The sequence below is a fragment of the Microbulbifer sp. ABH2_005 genome (genome assembly GCF_056160005.1).
Map to the genome: position 1 here is coordinate 1019822 of NZ_JBSWWI010000001.1, position 14373 is coordinate 1034194.

The 14373-nt window shown below is 51.5% G+C and carries 15 protein-coding genes; 11 read left to right on the top strand and 4 right to left on the bottom strand.

All coding sequences use genetic code 11. The features are described 5' to 3' along the window. Positions 1–37 precede the first annotated feature (37 nt). The 4 genes from odhB to sucD all read left to right on the top strand — a co-directional run bounded on the left by odhB (position 38) and on the right by sucD (position 4944). Complete coding sequence (gene odhB / locus ACXAFI_RS04430) at positions 38–1231, top strand: 2-oxoglutarate dehydrogenase complex dihydrolipoyllysine-residue succinyltransferase (RefSeq protein ID WP_475107817.1); 1194 nt, start codon at positions 38–40, stop codon at positions 1229–1231. Between the two features lie 65 nt (positions 1232–1296). Further along, a complete protein-coding gene (lpdA, locus tag ACXAFI_RS04435) occupies positions 1297–2739 on the top strand; it encodes a dihydrolipoyl dehydrogenase (RefSeq protein WP_152454466.1) in 1443 nt (480 codons plus the stop codon). Between the two features lie 163 nt (positions 2740–2902). Then, on the top strand, positions 2903–4069 hold the full coding sequence (sucC, locus tag ACXAFI_RS04440) for an ADP-forming succinate--CoA ligase subunit beta (RefSeq protein ID WP_475107818.1): 1167 nt from the start codon (positions 2903–2905) through the stop codon (positions 4067–4069). A 2-nt stretch (positions 4070–4071) separates the two neighbouring features. After that, positions 4072–4944, top strand: coding sequence for a succinate--CoA ligase subunit alpha (sucD, locus tag ACXAFI_RS04445; protein ID WP_152454464.1), 873 nt, complete (start codon positions 4072–4074; stop codon positions 4942–4944). Between the two features lie 31 nt (positions 4945–4975). On the opposite strand, the gene ACXAFI_RS04450 is transcribed toward sucD, so the two are convergent. After that, positions 4976–5143 (bottom strand): hypothetical protein, encoded by a 168-nt coding sequence (locus tag ACXAFI_RS04450; protein WP_475107819.1) that lies wholly within the window; start codon positions 5141–5143, stop codon positions 4976–4978. Positions 5144–5464: 321 nt separating this feature from the next. Between ACXAFI_RS04450 and ACXAFI_RS04455 the strand changes: the two genes are divergently transcribed. Continuing rightward, the gene (locus ACXAFI_RS04455) at positions 5465–6184 is read left to right on the top strand and encodes a M12 family metallopeptidase (RefSeq protein WP_475107820.1); all 720 of its coding nucleotides are present in this window, start codon (positions 5465–5467) and stop codon (positions 6182–6184) included. 86 nt (positions 6185–6270) lie between these two features. On the opposite strand, the gene ACXAFI_RS04460 is transcribed toward ACXAFI_RS04455, so the two are convergent. Continuing rightward, entirely contained in the window at positions 6271–7644 is a 1374-nt protein-coding gene (locus tag ACXAFI_RS04460; protein ID WP_475107821.1) for an MATE family efflux transporter, read from the bottom strand. Positions 7645–7656: 12 nt separating this feature from the next. Beyond that, a complete protein-coding gene (locus tag ACXAFI_RS04465) occupies positions 7657–8223 on the bottom strand; it encodes a DUF2239 family protein (protein ID WP_475107822.1) in 567 nt (188 codons plus the stop codon). 273 nt (positions 8224–8496) lie between these two features. Here ACXAFI_RS04465 and mtnP point away from each other — a divergent pair, with 273 nt between their 5' ends. From mtnP to ACXAFI_RS04495, 6 genes are read left to right on the top strand one after another with little or no spacing between them, the layout of a single operon-like run. Further along, positions 8497–9396, top strand: coding sequence for an S-methyl-5'-thioadenosine phosphorylase (gene mtnP, locus ACXAFI_RS04470; RefSeq protein WP_475107823.1), 900 nt, complete (start codon positions 8497–8499; stop codon positions 9394–9396). 5 nt (positions 9397–9401) lie between these two features. After that, on the top strand, positions 9402–10349 hold the full coding sequence (gene arsS, locus ACXAFI_RS04475; protein WP_475107824.1) for an arsenosugar biosynthesis radical SAM (seleno)protein ArsS: 948 nt from the start codon (positions 9402–9404) through the stop codon (positions 10347–10349). A gap of 31 nt (positions 10350–10380) precedes the next feature. Beyond that, the gene (locus tag ACXAFI_RS04480) at positions 10381–11064 is read left to right on the top strand and encodes a TVP38/TMEM64 family protein (protein WP_475107825.1); all 684 of its coding nucleotides are present in this window, start codon (positions 10381–10383) and stop codon (positions 11062–11064) included. A gap of 9 nt (positions 11065–11073) precedes the next feature. Next, entirely contained in the window at positions 11074–12549 is a 1476-nt protein-coding gene (locus ACXAFI_RS04485; RefSeq protein ID WP_475107826.1) for a dihydrolipoyl dehydrogenase family protein, read from the top strand. A gap of 41 nt (positions 12550–12590) precedes the next feature. Next, the gene (locus ACXAFI_RS04490) at positions 12591–13265 is read left to right on the top strand and encodes a TIGR04283 family arsenosugar biosynthesis glycosyltransferase (RefSeq protein ID WP_475107827.1); all 675 of its coding nucleotides are present in this window, start codon (positions 12591–12593) and stop codon (positions 13263–13265) included. Further along, positions 13258–13899: a TIGR04282 family arsenosugar biosynthesis glycosyltransferase gene (locus tag ACXAFI_RS04495; RefSeq protein WP_475107828.1), complete on the top strand. Its 642-nt coding sequence runs from the start codon at positions 13258–13260 to the stop codon at positions 13897–13899. The genes ACXAFI_RS04490 and ACXAFI_RS04495 overlap by 8 nt, the downstream gene beginning before the upstream one ends. Before the next feature lie 13 nt (positions 13900–13912). Here ACXAFI_RS04495 and ACXAFI_RS04500 read toward each other — a convergent pair whose 3' ends face one another. Further along, positions 13913–14326, bottom strand: coding sequence for a hypothetical protein (locus ACXAFI_RS04500; protein ID WP_475107829.1), 414 nt, complete (start codon positions 14324–14326; stop codon positions 13913–13915). Positions 14327–14373: the final 47 nt, after the last annotated feature.

Genomic DNA, 14373 nt, shown 5'->3' on the forward strand with positions numbered 1-14373 from the left:
GTAATTAAAGCAGAGTCAATCTCAGGAAACAGGAAAAATGACGATCGAGATTAAAGCGCCAACTTTCCCGGAATCCGTTCAGGACGGTACTGTCGCCACCTGGCACAAGAAACCCGGCGAAGCCGTGTCCCGCGATGAACTGATCGTGGATATCGAAACTGACAAAGTGGTACTGGAAGTGGTTGCGCCGGCAGACGGCGCTCTTTCCGAAATCATCAAGGACGAGGGTGATACCGTTCTCTCCAATGAGGTGATCGCCAAGTTTGAAGAGGGTGCCGGTGCCGCTGCCGCTCCGGCGGAAGAAAAAGCCGAAGCGCCTGCCGCTGAAGCCGCAGCGCCCGCTGCCGGTGACAAAATCGCCATGCCGTCTGCCAAGAAAATGGCGGCGGAAAAAGGCGTTGACCTGGCCGGTGTTGAAGGCACAGGCAAGGGCGGCCGCGTTCTTAAAGAAGACGTGATGAAAGCCGGTACTGCGCCCGCAGCTACCGCGCCTGCCGCTGTTGCCGAAGTGGCAGTGGCTCCGGGTGAGCGCGTAGAGAAGCGTGTACCTATGACCCGCATGCGCAAGCGTATCGCTGAGCGTCTGCTGGATGCCTCTCAGTCCACCGCCATGCTCACCACCTTTAACGAGGTGAACATGAAGCCGGTGATGGATCTGCGCAAGAACTACAAAGACCTGTTCGAAAAGACCCACAACGGCACCCGCCTGGGCTTTATGGGCTTCTTTGTAAAGGCAGCGGTAGAAGCACTGAAGCGCTACCCAGCGGTGAACGCGTCTATCGATGGTAACGATATCGTTTACCACGGCTACCAGGACATCGGTGTAGCGGTTTCCTCGCCGAAAGGCCTGGTTGTGCCGATTCTGCGCAACGCCGAGAACATGGGTCTGGCGGATATGGAAAACAATATCCGCGACCTGGGCCTGCGCGCCCGCGATGGCAAGCTGTCTATCGAAGAGATGACTGGCGGTACCTTCACCATCACCAACGGTGGTGTCTTCGGTTCCCTGCTGTCCACCCCGATCCTGAACCCACCGCAAACCGCAATCCTGGGTATGCACAAGATTCAGGAGCGCCCGATGGCGGTAGATGGCAAGGTGGAAATCCTGCCGATGATGTACCTGGCGCTGTCCTATGACCACCGTCTGATCGACGGTAAAGAAGCGGTTGGCTTCCTGGTAGCGATCAAGGAAATGATCGAAGACCCAGCGCGTATCCTGCTCGAAGTTTAAGAAATAAGTCCAGGGGCCTGCGGGCCCCCTCGATCACACTGCATTAGAAATATCTGGAACTGATCATGTCGGAAAAATTTGACGTAATCGTAATTGGCTCTGGTCCTGGTGGTTATGTCGCTGCCATCCGTGCCGCTCAGCTGGGCCTGAAAACCGCTTGTATTGAAAAGTGGAAAAACAAGGAAGGCAAATACGTAAACGGCGGTACCTGCCTGAACGTAGGTTGTATTCCCTCTAAGGCTCTGCTGGACAGCTCCTGGAAGTACCACGAGGCCAAAGACGCGCTCGACGTGCACGGCATTGAAGTCGGCAAGGTCAAGATGGATGTGAGCAAGATGATCGAGCGCAAGGGCGAGATCGTCAACAAACTGACCGGCGGTGTAGCCGGCCTGTTCACCGCCAACAAGGTGACCTCCATTTTTGGCACCGGCAGACTGCTGGCCAACAAGAAAGTGGAAGTGACTGACGACGAAGGCAACAGCACTGTTTACGAAGCCGAAAACGTGATTTTGGCCTCCGGCTCTGTACCGGTAAATATTCCGCCCGCTCCGGTAGATGACAAAATTATTGTCGATTCCACCGGTGCTCTGGAATTCACCAAAGTACCCAAGCGTCTAGGCGTGATCGGTGCCGGTGTTATCGGCCTGGAGCTGGGCTCCGTTTGGAACCGCCTGGGTTCCGAGGTTGTGGTTCTGGAAGCCCTGGACAAGTTCCTGTCGGTGATGGACCAGCAGGTCGCCAAAGAATCCCAAAAAATTCTCAAGAAGCAGGGCTTGGATATCCGCCTTTCCTGCCGTGTAACCGGCTCTGAAGTGAAGGGCGACGAAGTGGTCGTCACTTACCAGGATAAAGACGGTAAGGAGCACCAGGAAACCTTCGACAAGTTGATCGTCTGTGTGGGCCGTCGCCCTTACACCGAAGGTCTGCTGTCCGAAGATGCCGGTGTGAAGATGGACGAACGTGGATTTATCTACGTCAACGACCTGTGCATGACTTCCGCACCGGGCGTATGGGCGGTCGGTGACGTTGTACGTGGCCCGATGCTCGCACATAAGGCCTCTGAAGAAGGTGTTGTGGTTGCCGAGCGCATCGCCGGCCAGAAGCCGATGATGAACTACGATGTGATCCCCAACGTGATCTACACCCACCCGGAGATCGCTGCGGTTGGCCGCACCGAAGAGCAGGTAAAAGCCGACGGCGAGCCCTACAACGTAGGCAGCTTCCCGTTTGCGATCAACGGTCGCGCCATGGCTGCCAACGATACCCAGGGCTTTGTGAAAATCATCGCTCACGCGGAAACTGACCGCGTACTGGGCGCTCACATTGTTGGCCCATCTGCGGCAGACCTGGTTCAGCAGGTGGCGATCGCGATGGAATTCGGCTCCAGTGCCGAAGATATCGGTATGACCGTATTTGCGCACCCAACCCTATCCGAGACCGTGAAGGAAGCGGCGCTGGGTGTAAACGGCCATGCGATCCACACCGTAAATCGCAAGAAGCGTAAGTAAGAAGTTTTTTCGATGTCGGGGCACTAATTATTCATTAATTAGCTGCCCCGGTTTCATTTGCAGAATTCAAAATTTGCAACGACGGAAATTTTGAATTCTGTGTCTCAGGTGCAGAGTGATCTGCAATTAATAAACACATTTCACATGTGAATTGGTATTGACTATGAACTTGCATGAGTATCAGGGCAAACAACTGTTTGCGGCATACGGATTGCCGGTTTCCAAAGGCATTGCAGCGGAAACCCCGGCAGCGGCAGTAGCAGCGGCTGACGAAATTGGCGGTGATAAGTGGGTAGTAAAAGCCCAGGTACACGCTGGTGGCCGCGGTAAGGCTGGCGGTGTAAAGCTGGTAGATTCCAAGGCAGAAATTGAAGAGTTTGCCAAAAAGTGGCTGGGCGAGCGCCTGGTAACTTATCAAACAGACGAAAATGGTCAGCCGGTTTCCCGTATCCTGGTTGAAAGCTGCACCGATATCGATCAAGAACTGTACCTCGGTGCCGTTGTTGACCGCTCCACCCGTCGTATCGTTTTCATGGCCTCCACCGAAGGCGGCGTTGAGATCGAGAAAGTAGCGGAAGAGACTCCGGAAAAAATCCTCAAGGCCACCATCGACCCGCTGGTAGGCGCTCAGCCATACCAAGCGCGCGAGCTGGCTTTCAAACTGGGCCTGAACCCGACCCAGGTTAAGCAGTTCACCAAGATCTTCCTCGGCCTGGCAAAAATGTTCGAGGAAAAAGATCTGGCCCTGCTGGAAATCAACCCGCTGGTAATCACCACCGAAGGCAACCTGCACTGTCTGGATGCCAAAGTGGTTATCGACAGCAACGCCCTGTACCGCCACGCAGACCTGCGCGAAATGCACGATCCTTCTCAGGATGACGCGCGTGAAGCGCACGCTGCCAAGTTCGATCTGAACTACGTAGCGCTGGATGGCAATATCGGCTGCATGGTGAACGGCGCTGGTCTGGCCATGGGTACCATGGATATCGTCAACCTGCACGGCGGTAAGCCGGCTAACTTCCTGGACGTTGGTGGCGGCGCGACTAAAGAGCGTGTTGTTGAAGCGTTCAAGATCATCCTGTCTGATGAGAATGTTAAAGCCGTATTGATCAACATCTTCGGTGGTATCGTTCGCTGTGACATGATCGCCGAAGGCGTTGTGGGCGCAGTAAAAGAAGTGGGCGTTAAAGTACCGGTTGTTGTGCGTCTGGAAGGTAACAACGCAGACCTGGGCGCTAAAGTTCTGAGCGACAGCAGCCTGAACATTATCGCGGCTACCAGCCTGACCGATGCTGCTGAGCAAGTGGTTAAAGCTGCGGAGGGTAAATAATCATGTCAGTATTGATTAACAAAGACACCAAAGTCATCTGTCAGGGCTTCACCGGCTCCCAGGGTACTTTCCATTCCGAGCAAGCGATTGCTTACGGCACCAAGATGGTTGGTGGTGTAACTCCGGGTAAAGGCGGTCAGACTCACCTGGGTCTGCCGGTATTCAACACCGTGAAAGAAGCGGTAGAAGAGACCGGTGCAGAAGCTTCCGTAATCTACGTACCCGCGCCTTTCTGTAAGGATTCCATCCTGGAAGCAGCCAACGCTGGTATCAAACTGATCGTTTGTATCACCGAAGGTATCCCGACTCTGGATATGCTCGACGCTAAAGTGAAGTGCGACGAGCTGGGCGTACGCCTGATTGGCCCGAACTGCCCGGGTGTGATCACTCCTGGTGAGTGCAAGATCGGTATTATGCCGGGTCATATCCACAAGCCGGGTAAAGTGGGCATCGTTTCCCGTTCCGGTACCCTGACCTATGAAGCAGTTAAGCAAACTACCGACCACGGCTTCGGCCAGTCCACCTGTGTGGGCATCGGTGGCGACCCCATCCCGGGCTCCAACTTCATCGATATTCTGGAAATGTTCCAGAACGACCCGCAGACCGAAGCGATCGTAATGATCGGTGAGATCGGCGGTACTGCTGAAGAAGAAGCGGCGGCTTACATCAAGGAAAATGTTACCAAGCCGGTCGTTTCCTACATCGCTGGTGTAACTGCTCCTCCCGGCAAGCGTATGGGCCATGCGGGCGCGATCATCTCCGGTGGTAAAGGTACCGCTGACGAGAAGTTCGCGGCTCTGGAAGACGCTGGTGTTAAAACCGTGCGCTCCCTGGCTCAGATCGGTGACGCGCTGAAGGAAGTAACTGGCTGGTAAGTTGTTACTAGATAGTTAACTCTAGAAAAGGCTACCCTCTGGGTGGCCTTTTTTGTTTTGAAGGCTGTTTTTTTATTTTTGCCCAGCCTAGGTTTGCCTTAAGTTGCCATTTAATTGCGCTTTTTTCTGTGTAGCTTATTTTTCTTCTCTCTTCTCTCTTCTCTCTTCTCTCTTCTCTCTTCTCCCTTTCCCTGCTCAAACACGTGGCTTTTCTTTTTCTCTATTTTGTTGGTTTTTTTGGGTTGCTTTACCGATTTAAGGTGTGTTGTTGTAAGTCATTTTTGAAAGCTAATACCGAATGATTTTTATTGCTGTTTGAGAAGCTATCTCACTGTTTGTTGGTTGTTGGGGGCTTGAAAGGGTTGTTAAAGTTTTTCCTAGGTGTTTGGGAATTGTTAGGGTATAAATTTCATGCTGTGATAAAACTTGGATGTCGATTTTTTCTTGGTCCAGTTATAAGTTAAATAAAGCATTTATTAGCCTTCAGAATAATAACCTGATAATGGTGGAGGTCTGCGGCATGGGATTGTCAATAGATAAAAATATTCGAAATATTTCTTATAAATTGGTTTTTAGTGGTTTTTCTTTAGATAGAAATGAAGATGTTGGTGGTGTCTGGCCCAACGGAATAGTGAAATATTATATGCCGCGCAATCTGGATGCGGGCTATGTGACCGCTGTTAAAAAAGCAATGTCTCGTTGGGAACTGTGTATTTATCGGGCGTTTCGATTTGCGGCAATCAAGTTTATTCAGGTGGGGGCTGCTGGGCAGGGGGTAATTACTATTAGGGATAACGATAGTAGTGCGACTGTGGGATACACCAATAAAACAGACCAGTATTGCGGTGTGAACTGGAGGGGTAATAGGGCCGCTATTGCCTCGCTGCCACATGAAATTGGTCATACCCTGGGTTTGGCCCATGAGCATATGCGCTCGGATGCGCCTCTAGCGGTACAGAACACGCTGGACTCTTTGCAAGTGCAAACCCGCACCCAGACCATGGCCCGCTTTATGACACACGGCTCCACATTCGATGCTCAATCTATCATGATGTATGACAATCAGGCGCAGGCCTTGGGTGTCAGAGAAAATACCAGGACCGGTGGTTGTAAAATCACTCCCAATCAGGTGAATAACGCCAGCTGGCATCCCAGCGCGGGTGATCTGGATATGCTTTCCTATTTGTATGATGGTAGGCGTCTGACACTGCCAAGATCTTTTGCAAGGCCAATCATGTAGAGCAAGTTCAACGCAGTTAAGGTGGCCGAAAAAAGGGAGTCGATGACTCCCTTTTCCTTTCTGCAGCACTAATCTCTTCAATGTGGCTAGGTGCTGTACAAGCCATATTTATGGCCGTGTGCGCGGCTGCGTTGATATAAAATAAACGCCGTTAATGTGAGTAATAGTATTTCTGCTATAGGCCCTGCATACCAGATACCCACCTCACCAATAGCCAGGGGCAGAATTAATATCAAAGGCAGCAGAAAAATATACGTTTTTGCCAGCCCGAGTATGGTCGCGCGCTTAGCGTCGCCAATCGCTTGAAAGAAGATATTGACCATCATCAGTGGCCCCGCCAGGAAATAAACCAGAGTCATCATCGGCAGAATGCGCGCAACTTCTGCAACAATTTGTGGATCGCTGACAAATAACGCTCCCAGGGTATCCTTAAAAATAATAACGGCAAGCTGAAGCAGTAGGCAGTAGCTGAATGCCACGGTCAGGGCGATATTGATACTACTGTCCATGCGTGACCAGATCTTCGCGCCGGCATTATTGCCAACTACCGTCTGAAAGGCCTGACTCAGGCCGAGTAACGGGAGAAAAATAAAAGTCATGATCCGGGTGGTAATGCCATAGGCACTAACGGTAGAGTCATAGTGTTCTCCTCCCCACGCCTGCAGGCTGAATATAACCGCCATGGAAGTGAGGGATACGCCGATATAGCTCAGGCTGGATGGCAACCCCAGGGATAGAAACTCCCACCAGTATTGTTTCTGGCTGGAAAATCGAATCACCTGTGTAGCGATTACTGTTTTTCCGTAATAACGATAGCCAGCTACTATCGCAAGGGCGATTGATTGAGCCAATGCTGTTCCATAAGCGGAACCCGCGACCCCCATTTGCAAGTGGGCAATAAAAACATAGTTGAAGACGATATTGAGAAGTACGGAGGTTAGCGAAACACTAGCCATCAAGGGTAATTTCCCTTCACAGCGCAAAGTGTCAGAGTTAACGGCGCCAATAAATAGGGCGGGAGAGAGAAAAACAAGAATCGTTAAATAGGTGTAGCCCATTTCTGCCAAAGGCTGGGAGCCATTGGCTACCAACAGTGTCAATTGTTTGCCTCCTAGAGTAAACAACACCATAAGAAGACCACAAACGATCAGTGCCAAGGTAATTGCCTGGGAAAATGCCTGCCTTGCTTTATCCGTTTTCCCCGCACCCAAGAGTCTGGCCTGAACACTGGAGTAGCCTCCAGAGATTAAGGAAGACAGTGCGACCAACAACATAAACATCGGAAATGTCAGGGTGACAGCAGCCAGTGCATCGGGGCCTACATACTCTCCCAGGAAGTACGCGTCCAGCAAGGTAAAAGAGCCGTTTACCAGCATTATAAAAATGATAGGTGCTGCAGTTTTAAAGAAAACTGGTAAAAGCGCACCACTGAGAAAGATATTGTCTTGCTGTTGGGTCATACAAAATCCCTTTTACTGATTACCCTTATGCATCTCTGCGATATTGTTAAATTTGGCCAAGACAAAGTGTTTGATGTCATCTGGCCAGTCGCTGACGGCTTTTTCAAAGCTCACTTTACTATTTCGATAGAGGGCGCGACTGGCGTCTTCAAATCCTGGAGCATCTCCTACAACCTGAAGCATAAATCTATCCAGTTGCTGTTGTTGAGTTGAAATACGCTCTTCGACAGAGATTTGTTTTTGTGCCTGCTCCACCAGCTTGCGCAGGGTAACAGAGGCTCCGCCCGGCTGTTGTTTTAGCCATTCCCAATGGCGGGGGAGTAATGTGACCTCCTTGGAGATGACTCCAAGCTTGGGGCGTCCCCGCTTTGCGTTGCTGGGGGCTGTGCTGGGTTTCAACCTGGTCAGTACCGTCTCAAAATCGCCTTGCCAATCAATCTCGATTCGTTGGCAGTTGTCGGTTGAAAAGACCATGGGCTCTCTTTGAGGCTCAAGGGATTTTACCTGTTGGACAACTGCTTCCAGTGTGCCCCGTGCAATCACGTTTTGTCGGTCAATGGCTATGTATTCTGGCGCCATTAGGACCTCCTATAAATTTATCTGGGTAAAATGTTATTACCCGGGTAAATATAGATTGTCGCTTGGTTTGTGTACAGAAAATACTTTTGAGGTCGGTTCTTGATATGCGCGGGGGAGCTCAGTGGCTCACGATCGATAGCAATGCGCTAGGTGGTTCGGCTTTTATTTTGCCTTCTGGTTTACCTGTCAGGAGTATTTTGTCCTCAAGCTGGCGATATACACGACCTGTTCCCACTCCTATACTGCCAAAAAACTAACTATCCAGGAGAGAACATGGCTAGAGCACTGATCGGCGTAATCGGGGGCAGTGGCCTGTATGAAATGCAAGGGCTGACAGATGTGCAAGAGGTTCAGCTGAAGACCCCGTTTGGACCTACCTCAGACCCTATTGTATGCGGCAAGCTGCAGGGCATTCCGGTTGCCTTTCTCTCCCGCCACGGGCGCGGTCATAGATTGATCCCCTCCGAAGTGCCCTATAGGGCAAATATCCATGGGCTGCGCCAGCTGGGCGTGCGCTACCTCCTGTCTCTCTCTGCGGTTGGCTCTCTGCAAGAGAAGGTTAGGCCGCTGGATATGTTGATTCCCGACCAGTTTATCGACATGACGCGCAAACGCGACAGCACCTTTTTTGGTCGTGGCGCGGTCGCCCATGTCTCTATGGCAGACCCAGTCTGTTCGGCAGTGGCGGATTGCCTGGCGCGAGCCTTTGAATCCACCCAGGCTGGACAGGAGGTGCAGCTACACCGGGGCGGCACTTATCTGTGCATTGAGGGCCCGCAGTTCTCAACGCGGGCGGAATCCCACTGGTATCGCAGTATGGGTGCATCGGTCATTGGTATGACCAATATGCCGGAAGCCAAGTTGGCACGAGAGGCACAGATTGCCTATGCCACTCTGGCGATGGCCACCGATTACGACTGTTGGCATCCCCGAGAGGAAGCTGTGACGGCAGAAGTGGCCATCGCCAATCTGCAGCAAAATGCGGTGCGCGCCCAACAGGTGGCGGCAGAGGCCATTCGTTTACTGGGAACGGAGAAACCCGACTCCATCGCCCATACAGCCTTGGCCAGTGGTTTAGTTACCCCCGTGGAAGCCATGTCGGTAGATCAGCTTGCTGTAATAAAACCACTGCTCGAACCGTCTAATCCAGTGCTAGAAGAAGTGGAGCACTGAGATCTATGCATGAAACACTGCCCTTGCTGGAAATATCCGATTTCCCGGCAATACGCCGCAGCAGCATTGAAACCCTGCAACTCAATATTGGCTACCGCTGTAATCAATCCTGTGTGCACTGTCATGTCAATGCGGGTCCCAACCGTACAGAGATGATGTCGGATGAAAATTTAGCGTTGCTGCTGGAGGTGATCGAGAAGCGCAATATTCGAGTTCTGGATATCACCGGCGGTGCCCCGGAATTACATTGGGGATTTCGAGACCTGGTCAAGGCTGCAAGAGGATTGGGAGTGCAGGTCATTGATCGCTGTAATCTCACCGTGTTGTTCGAGCCCAACCAGGAGGATACAGCAGAGTTTCTCGCTCGAAATCATGTGGAAGTGATAGCCTCTCTTCCCTGTTATTCCATGGATAACGTCGATAAACAGCGCGGCAAAGGCGTTTTCGACAAGAGTATTGCCGGGCTGCAAAAGCTCAATGAGCTTGGTTATGGCAAGCCAGAAAGTGGGTTGCGGTTAAATTTAGTGTACAACCCCCAGGGGGCATTCTTACCCCCAGAGCAAACTGCCCTGGAGGCAGACTATCGCCGGGAGTTGAGAAAGCAGTTTAATATCGAGTTCAATCATTTATTTGCGCTCGTCAATATGCCGATAAAACGCTTTGGTTCCATGCTGATCTCCAAGGGGCAGTTTAAAGATTATATGGCTCTGCTGCGGGATAATTACAGCGATGCAAATCTTGATGGTGTTATGTGTCGCACTATGGTGAGTGTGGACTGGCAGGGAAATTTATTTGATTGTGACTTTAACCAGCAACTCAATATTCCTATACCGGGTCGGCCACATTTGCGCGATTTACTCAACCAGGACCTGCAAGGGGGAGCGATAGCGGTAGCGGACCACTGCTATGGCTGTACGGCAGGGCAGGGAAGTAGTTGCGGTGGGGCGCTCTAACGGAATCATGGAAATATAGGATTAGGCCGTTATGAGGAAAAGAGTCGCGCTGCTGTTACTCGTTGTAGCTTTAATTGCCGCCTTTTATTGGTTTGACCTAAACCAATGGTTAAACCTGGAAAGACTAAAAGAAGGCGGGGATCAATTTCAGCAGTGGAAAACCACCTCGCCAATACTGGTTAGTTTTCTTTTTCTGTTTTTTTATATTTTGATAACCGGGCTTTCATTGCCTGGGGCTGCGATTCTCACATTAGCCGCCGGTGCCATTTTTGGTTTGCTGTGGGGAACACTGATCGTTTCCTTTGCCTCCAGTATTGGTGCGACATTGGCTTTTCTAATGGCCCGTTATTTATTCCGCGATTATGTGCAGGAGCGTTTTTCAACACGTTTGCAAGTGGTGAACAATGGTGTTGATCGGGAGGGGGCGTTTTACTTATTTGCCTTACGATTAGTGCCTATTTTCCCTTTTTTCCTTATCAATTTATTAATGGGTCTGACGCACTTGCGCGTGTGGACATTTTATTGGGTCAGCCAGCTGGGTATGCTGGCAGGTACAATTGTCTATGTGAATGCGGGCACTCAGCTTGCGCGTATTGAAAATTTAGGGGACATCGCCTCCCCACAATTGCTGCTGTCTTTTGTCTTGTTGGGAATCTTCCCTCTACTGGCTAAATACTTTCTCAGTTGGCTTAAGCGACGCCGCGCGGCTCAGTGAATGACTGCAATGAGTAAACCCAAAAAATTTGACCGTAATATTATTGTGATCGGTGCCGGAGCTGCAGGGCTGGTTAGTGCATATATTTCTGCGGCGGTAAAAGCCAGGGTTACCCTGGTGGAGTCGGGAAATATGGGGGGAGACTGCCTGAATACCGGCTGTGTACCCAGTAAGGCACTGATTCAATGTGCCAGGGTTGCGAACTCTGCCCGCGTGGCGAAGAGATTCGGTGTGGTTTTGCCTGAGCCCGAAATTGATTTTCCCGCAGTCATGGCGCATGTGCGTAATTCGATCCAACAGATTGAGCCTCACGACAGTGTCGAGCGCTACAACGATCTGGGGGTGGAAGTTGTTCGCGGGCGGGGGCGCCTTGTCGATCCCTGGACTGTAAATATTTCTAAAGAAAATGGTACAGAACAGACGCTTACAGCACGAGCGATCATCCTCGCTACGGGAGCTGAGCCCGCAGTACCGCAGTTTCCAGGATTGGAAGCGGTCAATTATCTGACTAGTGAAACCCTGTGGGACAGATTCGCTCAGCTAGACAAGGTGCCCTCTCGATTATTGTTACTTGGTGGCGGGGCAATTGGCTGTGAGCTGGCTCAGGCATTTACGCGGCTGGGTTCCGAGGTCACCTTGATCGAACGCGCCGAGCGTCTGTTGCCCCTAGAGGATCACGAAGTCTCTGCTGCTGTAACCCAGGCGCTGGAATCGGAGGGGGTGCGATTACTTACCGCGCACGAGGCTACTGCATTTGCCGGAAATCAAAGCGGGCAGGGAGGGGCGGTCACCTTGCGGAATGCGCAAGGTGAAATACAGGTGACATTTGATGAGGTTATTCTGGCTCTAGGTAGACGCCCCAGAACCGAGGGGCTAGGTCTCGAGGAGTTAGGTATTGTGCAGGAGGGTAAATGCCAAGTGGATGACTACCTGCGCACCCGACACCCTCATATTCTTGCAGCGGGGGATCTCGCCGGGCCTTATCAATTTACGCATATTGCTGCCCATCAGGCCTGGTATGCTGCGGTCAATGGGCTCTTTGGGGATATAAAAAAGTTCGCGGTGGATTATAGCTTGATACCCAGCGCAATCTTTATTGACCCACAAGTGGCCAGTGTTGGGCTAAGTGAACACCAGGCAATTGCGCAAGGGGTGGCCTATGAGGTAACCCGCTATGGTATTGATGACCTGGATCGCGCGATTGTCGATGGCGCCGCAACCGGATTTGTTAAGGTATTAACAGCACCGGGTAGGGATAAAATCCTGGGGGTTTGTATCGTTGGTGAAAATGCGGCGGAGCTGATTGCTGAGTTTGTATTTGCGATGAAACAGGGATTTGGGTTGAACAAGATTTTATCCACAATTCATATCTACCCTACTATGGCTGAAGCGAATAAATATGTGGCAGGAAATTGGAAGCGGGCTCATGCACCCAAGAGTCTGCTGCGATGGTTGGAGAAGTTCCACCGCTGGAGGCGGGGATAAGACGAGCGTGAGAAAAGGCGAGACAGAGTTGAGGCAAGACAGTGCAATACAGTGTTATTGTGCCCCTGTTAAATGAGCGGGAGCAGTTACCAAAGTTGGTAGCACAACTGAAAGAGCTGGTCGCCTATAGCAGCTGCGAAGTCATTCTGGTCGATGGCGGCAGTATTGACGGTAGTGCAGAAATGGCCAGTGCCGCCGGATTGAAGGTCATTCATTCCCAGCGCGGACGCGCTCTCCAAATGAATGCCGGTGCTTCGGTTGCCCGCGGTAATTGGTTATTGTTTTTGCATGCGGATACACGCCTGCCCCAAGGCGCCCTGAGTGCGATTGCCTCTGCTTCGGTTCGGGGAGCGCAATGGGGCCGTTTTAATATTCGTATCAGCGGCGACAGCGTCTGGTTTCCCCTGATTTCTGCCATGATTAATTGGCGCTCCCGCCTGAGCGGCATCGCTACAGGCGATCAGGCAATTTTTGTCCGCCGTGACCTCTTCAATAATGTAGGGGGCTATGCTCCGCAGCCCTTGATGGAAGACATAGAGCTGAGCCGTCAGCTGCTGAAAACGGCCCGACCGCACTGCCTGCGCCAGAGAGCCAGCACCTCGGGGCGCCGCTGGCAAAAATTTGGTATTTGGCGCACGGTGTTATTGATGTGGCGCTTGCGCTTCGATTACTGGCGTGGCGTCTCTGCGGAGTGCTTGGCAAAACGCTATGAGTAATTCTTCTTTTCCCTCTTTACGCCTGGTGGTGATGGCCAAGGCGCCCCTGCCTGGCTATGCCAAAACCCGCTTGATCCCAGCTTTAGGGGAACAAGGGGCAGCCTCTCTAGCGGAAAAGCTGTTACAGCAAACTTTGCAGGAGGCTGTAATGGCAGAGCTCGGGCCGGTAGAGTTGCATGTTGCACCAGATTGCGAGCATCCTTTTTGGCGAACATTCGCCTTACCCGTTGGGGTAACTCTTCTTAATCAGTCGCAAGGCAACCTCGGTCAGCGTTTGTGGCAGGCTGCTAATACTCACCAGGTAGCAAGCCAGGGTCTTTTTTTGTTGGGCACAGATTGTCCAGCGTTAACTGCTTCGCGCCTCCGTGAGGCGGCTGCGGCGTTAACGAGCGTCGATGCGGTTATGTATCCGGCAAAAGATGGCGGCTACACTTTGTTAGGGCTCAAACGGTTGCACTTTAGGTTGTTTGAAGATATTCGCTGGAGTACAGAGGTTGTTGCCCGGCAAACCCTGGAGCGCTTACAGGAGTGTGATATGTCTTGCCGGCGTCTGGAAATCTTGCATGATATTGATGAGCCTGAAGACTTGCAGTTTTTGCCCCGAGACTGGGCGCTATCTCAAGAAGAGAATTAAAGGTCTCTACTTATTAATTTTGACGGGTTGAATCAGGGGCGGGTGGCTCCAGAAAAATGATCTCCCGCATGACCTGCCAGCGCCCATCCTCATAAATTAAATCAATCCCCAGCCTTAATTTTCTTTCCTGGCCAGATAGGTTATTCCTTCGGGAAAAAATCACCAGGGCGCTGTTATTGTTAGCGGCCACATGGTGGATTTTGGTCCAGCCGTTAAGGGGTAATTCACCGGCATCCCGCTTATGCTTAAATAGATCGATAAAAGCGGTCTTGTCGGCCACCGTCAGCTGGTCTGAATCATCCAGCATATAAACCTGCATGTCCCTGTGGTAGACACTTTCCAGCTCATCTACTCGACAGTGGACTCCTGCTTGCACTAGGTAATCGATAAACGCCTCGATTTCTTTGGCAGTGTCTTTTTCTTCCATCTCTCAAGCGTCTCTTGATTTGGGCCAAGTTAAGATAATGGATACAA